General features: G+C 41.3%; 5 protein-coding genes and 1 tRNA gene. 2 read left to right on the top strand and 4 right to left on the bottom strand.

The genetic code is table 11. From position 1 onward, the window contains the following. Positions 1–99: 99 nt before the first annotated feature. Positions 100–1,179: a M42 family metallopeptidase gene (locus ACOVQQ_RS10200; RefSeq protein WP_298143327.1), complete on the bottom strand. Its 1,080-nt coding sequence runs from the start codon at positions 1,177–1,179 to the stop codon at positions 100–102. Positions 1,180–1,256: 77 nt separating this feature from the next. Between ACOVQQ_RS10200 and ACOVQQ_RS10195 the strand changes: the two genes are divergently transcribed. Then, positions 1,257–1,931, top strand: coding sequence for a DUF4294 domain-containing protein (locus ACOVQQ_RS10195; RefSeq protein ID WP_421818105.1), 675 nt, complete (start codon positions 1,257–1,259; stop codon positions 1,929–1,931). A gap of 6 nt (positions 1,932–1,937) precedes the next feature. Then, positions 1,938–2,627 (top strand): TIGR02117 family protein, encoded by a 690-nt coding sequence (locus ACOVQQ_RS10190; protein ID WP_421818104.1) that lies wholly within the window; start codon positions 1,938–1,940, stop codon positions 2,625–2,627. Between the two features lie 42 nt (positions 2,628–2,669). Here ACOVQQ_RS10190 and ACOVQQ_RS10185 read toward each other — a convergent pair whose 3' ends face one another. From ACOVQQ_RS10185 to bshB1, 3 genes are all read right to left on the bottom strand, one after another. Further along, complete coding sequence (locus ACOVQQ_RS10185) at positions 2,670–2,954, bottom strand: hypothetical protein (protein ID WP_094486600.1); 285 nt, start codon at positions 2,952–2,954, stop codon at positions 2,670–2,672. Positions 2,955–3,469: 515 nt separating this feature from the next. Further along, positions 3,470–3,543: transfer RNA gene (locus ACOVQQ_RS10180), tRNA-His, on the bottom strand. Positions 3,544–3,607: 64 nt separating this feature from the next. Then, on the bottom strand, positions 3,608–4,324 hold the full coding sequence (gene bshB1 / locus ACOVQQ_RS10175; protein WP_421818106.1) for a bacillithiol biosynthesis deacetylase BshB1: 717 nt from the start codon (positions 4,322–4,324) through the stop codon (positions 3,608–3,610). Between the last annotated feature and the right edge of the window lie 124 nt (positions 4,325–4,448).

The following is a 4,448-nucleotide window of genomic DNA, read 5'->3' as shown; positions in this document are numbered from 1 at the left end:
CCCGAAGCCGCAAACATACTTCCACTAAACTGGCGAGGGGCTGCCCAAAAAAAAATCGGAAAACAAAATTGCCTTCCGATTTTTTAAAAAACTTAGCTCTTACTTGAAATACGAAAACTGTTCTTTCGATTCGATTCTTTGCAAAGACTCGAAAATGAGCTTCACAACATTCTCGACATCATGTTTGTGAACCATCTCTACTGTTGTGTGCATGTAACGTAACGGCAAAGAAATAAGTGCCGACACCACTCCCCCATTGCTGTAGGCAAACGCATCGGTATCTGTTCCAGTAACGCGAGACGACGCCAAACGTTGAAAAGGAATTTCCTTATCCTGCGCCGCTTTTACAATAAGATCGCGCAGCTGATTCTGCACTGCAGGTGCGTACGTAATTACCGGACCGCGACCAATTTTCACATCGCCTTCAATTTTTTTATTGATCATTGGCGTAGTTGTGTCGTGGCACACATCGGTAACGATAGCGATATCTGGTTTAATTGTGTTGGTAATCATTTCTGCTCCGCGTAAGCCCACTTCTTCCTGCACGGCGTTCACTATATATAAAGAGTACGGAAGTTCAACTTGATTTTCTTTTAGCAAGCGAGCCACTTCGGCAATCATCACACCACCCATTCGATTATCGATGGCACGGCAAACGTATTTGTTCTCGTTGAGCACCGTGAAAGTATCTGGATAGGTAATTACGCAACCCACATGAACGCCTTTCGCTTCTACCTCGGCTTTGGTTTCGCAACCTATATCGATAAACAAATTGTCGATTTTCGCCGCTTCTTCTTTGTCGCGATTTCGTGTGTGAATCGCCGGCCAACCAAAGACACCCTCTACGATTCCGTTAGCAGTATGAATATGTACGCGTTTGGACGGCGCAATTTGATGATCGCTACCGCCGTTTCGAATTACATAAATCAGACCATCGTCGGTTATGTAGTTCACGTACCACGAAATCTCGTCGGAATGCCCTTCAATAACCACTTTGAGCGATTTACCTGGATTCACAACGGCAACTGCGGTACCATAAATATCTGTAAAAATGTCATCTACATAAGGTCTGATGTAATCCATCCAAATTTTCTGACCTTCTGATTCGTAGCCTGTTGGCGACGGATTATTGAGATACTTCTCAATAAATAACTCTGACTTTTCGTTTAAAATTGACATAAATTTGTTTTAAGACCTGCGAATTTAAAAATTTGGCACTACACTTGCTTATCCGTTTTCAACCAATTAACTAAAACATGAGGTGGATTTTATTTTTCGTATTGCTGCTATCGGGAACAACAGCGGTTTTTGCCCAGGAAGATCCGCGCGACGCCTACCTGAATACGCCGGATAGCTTGAACATTCCGATAGAGTTGGAAGAAGTAGTAATTAATCCGAACGAAGTAACAGTCGACGCTGAGGCGGTTAAAATATACAATCGTTTACAGCGACGTGTTTACAAAGTTTATCCATACGCCAAAGCTACTTCGGCTACCTTAATTTCGCTGAATGAAGGAATGTCTAAAATGAAAACGGCTCGTGAGCGTAGAAAATACTTCAAGATTGTGGAAGATTACATGCAAAAGCAATTTGAACCGCAGTTAAAAAAATTGAGTCGTAAAGACGGGCAAATTCTTGTAAAACTCATTTACAGACAAACCGGACAAACTACATTCGACTTAATCAAAGAATACAAAAGTGGCTGGAAAGCTTTTTGGTCGAACAACACCGCGCGTATGTTCGACATTAATCTCAAAACCAAATACGCACCTTACGAAGTTAACGAAGACTATTTAATCGAAACGATCATTGTTCGTGGAGTGAAAGCAAAACGACTCGACCCACAAGAACCAAAAGTGGTTGTTAACTACGACGATTTATCGGCATATTGGATAAAGAAACTACGTGCCGAAAGAAAAAAGAAAACTTAAAGTGCCATGCGAAACAATTTACTTATTAAAGTGTATCGCGGCATTCGTATTGTATTTTTAAGTTTGTTAGCTTTCATCAGTTTTTATCTGCTTTTAGCTGCTACAATCGGTTATATTACCATTTCGGGCGATGAAACAACCGAACCCAAAACCATTGAAATTTATTTGCAAACAAACGGCGTACACAGTGAATTGGTTTTGCCGGTTAAAAATAAGCTGTTCGACTGGGATAGTTTTTTAGATAAAAATCTGATTCGTGCTAAAAACACATACTATCCCTGGGTGGCCATTGGCTGGGGGAACCGCGAGTTCTATTTGGAAACGCCTACTTGGTCGGATTTAAGACTATCTACCGCAATCAAAGCGGCATCTGGATTTAACGAAACGGCGGTCCATGTGAACTACTATCAAAACAGAATAGAACACGAAACTTGTAAGAAAATAGTATTGAGCGACACGCAATACCGGCAGTTAGTTACTCATTATCTAGCTTGTTTTCAACAAAATGAATCTAAACCCATCGCTGTAAAAACAGGCATTCGCTACAACGACCGAGACGCCTTTTACGAATCGAATGGAAACTACAGTCTTTTTAAAACTTGTAATACGTTCACAAATCAGGCACTTGCAGCCGCGTCGGTTGAACACTGTTTGTGGACGCCCTTCGATTTCCATGTCATGCGGTTACAACCATAAAAAAACCGCCTCGTGGGCGGTCTTCCAACATAATTAAGATAACTAATTCAATAATTTCGTCGGGATTTTAACCGTTTTCGCAGGTTCGGCTACCGAAATATACTTAGGTAGTTGCGCCTCGGTAACTTGCATATCTTCGGCAATTTGCTCATCGATTGTTTTTTCTGCTCTCTTTAACCCGCTCAAATCCAAATCGGCTTCTCCAGAATTTTCAATTCGAATAGAATCTGAAACTCCGTTTAAATACGCGTTCGAAGTTGTGCTAGCGTTTGCAGTAAAAACGGTACTTGCAAATAAAACTGCTGAAAGGATGTTAATTGTTTTCATGATGATTGATTTAATTGATGATTTATATGAGTAAGACGACGCAGCTTCTTGTTTGTTACCGTTTTAACAATTTTTTATGCACAGTGCGGTTTTTCATTGCAGAAAATCGGTCGAACTGGCAATTTGACTAAGAATTTTCTTTCAGATTTGGGGGTGCCGGCGCTGTGGTGGCTTCGCCGCGTTGTTGTGGCGCCGTCGCGTGCTACACTATATCTATTAGGCGAAAACAACGGATGGAAATATGGGTATCGCCTAATAGGATGCCGTTGCGCCCGCTCACCCGGGAAAGGAGTAGTATGATTTTAAGATTGGAGTATTAAGATTGAAGTTTTAAGATGGGAGTATTAAGACAGAAGGATTTTTGAAAGATGTGCTACACTTAGTACAAACAGCGAAACACAGACTAAACTTCTTAAATCCATTTTATAGCTATTAAAATTCTAGCAAATCGATTTTTCAGAAAGTAATTAAAACAAAAAAAGGTCTTCGAACAATCGAAAACCTTTTGGATTTTGGGTGGCTGATGGGGCTCGAACCCACGACCCTCGGCACCACAAACCGATGCTCTGACCAACTGAGCTACAACCACCGTTTTAATCGGCTGCAAAGATAAAACAAAAATTTGCTTTTAAACAACTGCCGTTTTAAAAAAATTACTTTAAATCGGTCAATAAATTCGTAAGCGGGTAACGTTCAACGGTAAAGCCTTCTGCAAATTCAACATTTGTGAGTCGGCCCAGATTCCGCGCACGGAAATCTAAGTTCTCTAAAAAGTTTTGTGTAGCAATGGGTGTTACCGGTTCTTTGCTATTTGGATCGAAGAATTGCGTGCGATACGCTAAAATTGCTTCCTTCCTAATTTGCTCATATCCAGTAATATCTACAACTACCTGCGGCGTGATATCATTCCACTGAATGTAGTGATAAACCACTTCCGGACGATACGCAGCTTGCAAACTACCGTCGACTTCCGTTTCAATGCGCCGCAGTCCGGAAAGGAAACAGGCATCCGAAACCAAACTACTGCCTTTTCCATGATCAATATGTCGATCGGAAATGGCATTACAAATTACGATTCGCGGTCGGTACTTGCGAATTACTTTAATCACTTCAAGCTGATGCGCTTCGTCGTTGACAAAAAAACCATCTCGAAATCTCAAGTTCTCACGTACTTGAACACCAAGAATTTTTGCGGCTGCTGCGGCTTCTGCGTCACGTATTTCCGCACTTCCTCGGGTACCAAGTTCCCCACGGGTTAAATCCACAATTCCCACTTTTTTTCCATGAGCTATTTCTTTCGCTAATGTGCCTGCGCAGCCCAATTCCACATCGTCTGGATGCGCACCAAAAGCTAAAATATCGAGTTGTATATCGTTCATATTATATAAATTAGATGTCATTCAGCGCATAAGCATCTCGCTAAATCAACTATTATTGGCAACTAAAATACGTTTAATCGTTTTGAATTTTTGTTCGGTTTCTTCAAACTCGGCT

This window comes from Flavobacterium sp. (genome assembly GCF_049240005.1).
In the GTDB taxonomy this organism is placed as follows: Bacteria; Bacteroidota; Bacteroidia; order Flavobacteriales; family Flavobacteriaceae; genus Flavobacterium.
This window is presented reverse-complemented; position numbering and strand designations above follow the sequence as displayed.

What these genes read in the sequence shown, in the direction of transcription:
- ACOVQQ_RS10200 (WP_298143327.1), bottom strand. Translation starts at nt 1,179, where the DNA reads ATGTCAATTTTAAACGAAAAGTCAGAGTTATTTATTGAGAAGTATCTC.
- ACOVQQ_RS10195 (WP_421818105.1), top strand. Translation starts at nt 1,257, where the DNA reads ATGAGGTGGATTTTATTTTTCGTATTGCTGCTATCGGGAACAACAGCG.
- ACOVQQ_RS10190 (WP_421818104.1), top strand. Translation starts at nt 1,938, where the DNA reads ATGCGAAACAATTTACTTATTAAAGTGTATCGCGGCATTCGTATTGTA.
- ACOVQQ_RS10185 (WP_094486600.1), bottom strand. Translation starts at nt 2,954, where the DNA reads ATGAAAACAATTAACATCCTTTCAGCAGTTTTATTTGCAAGTACCGTT.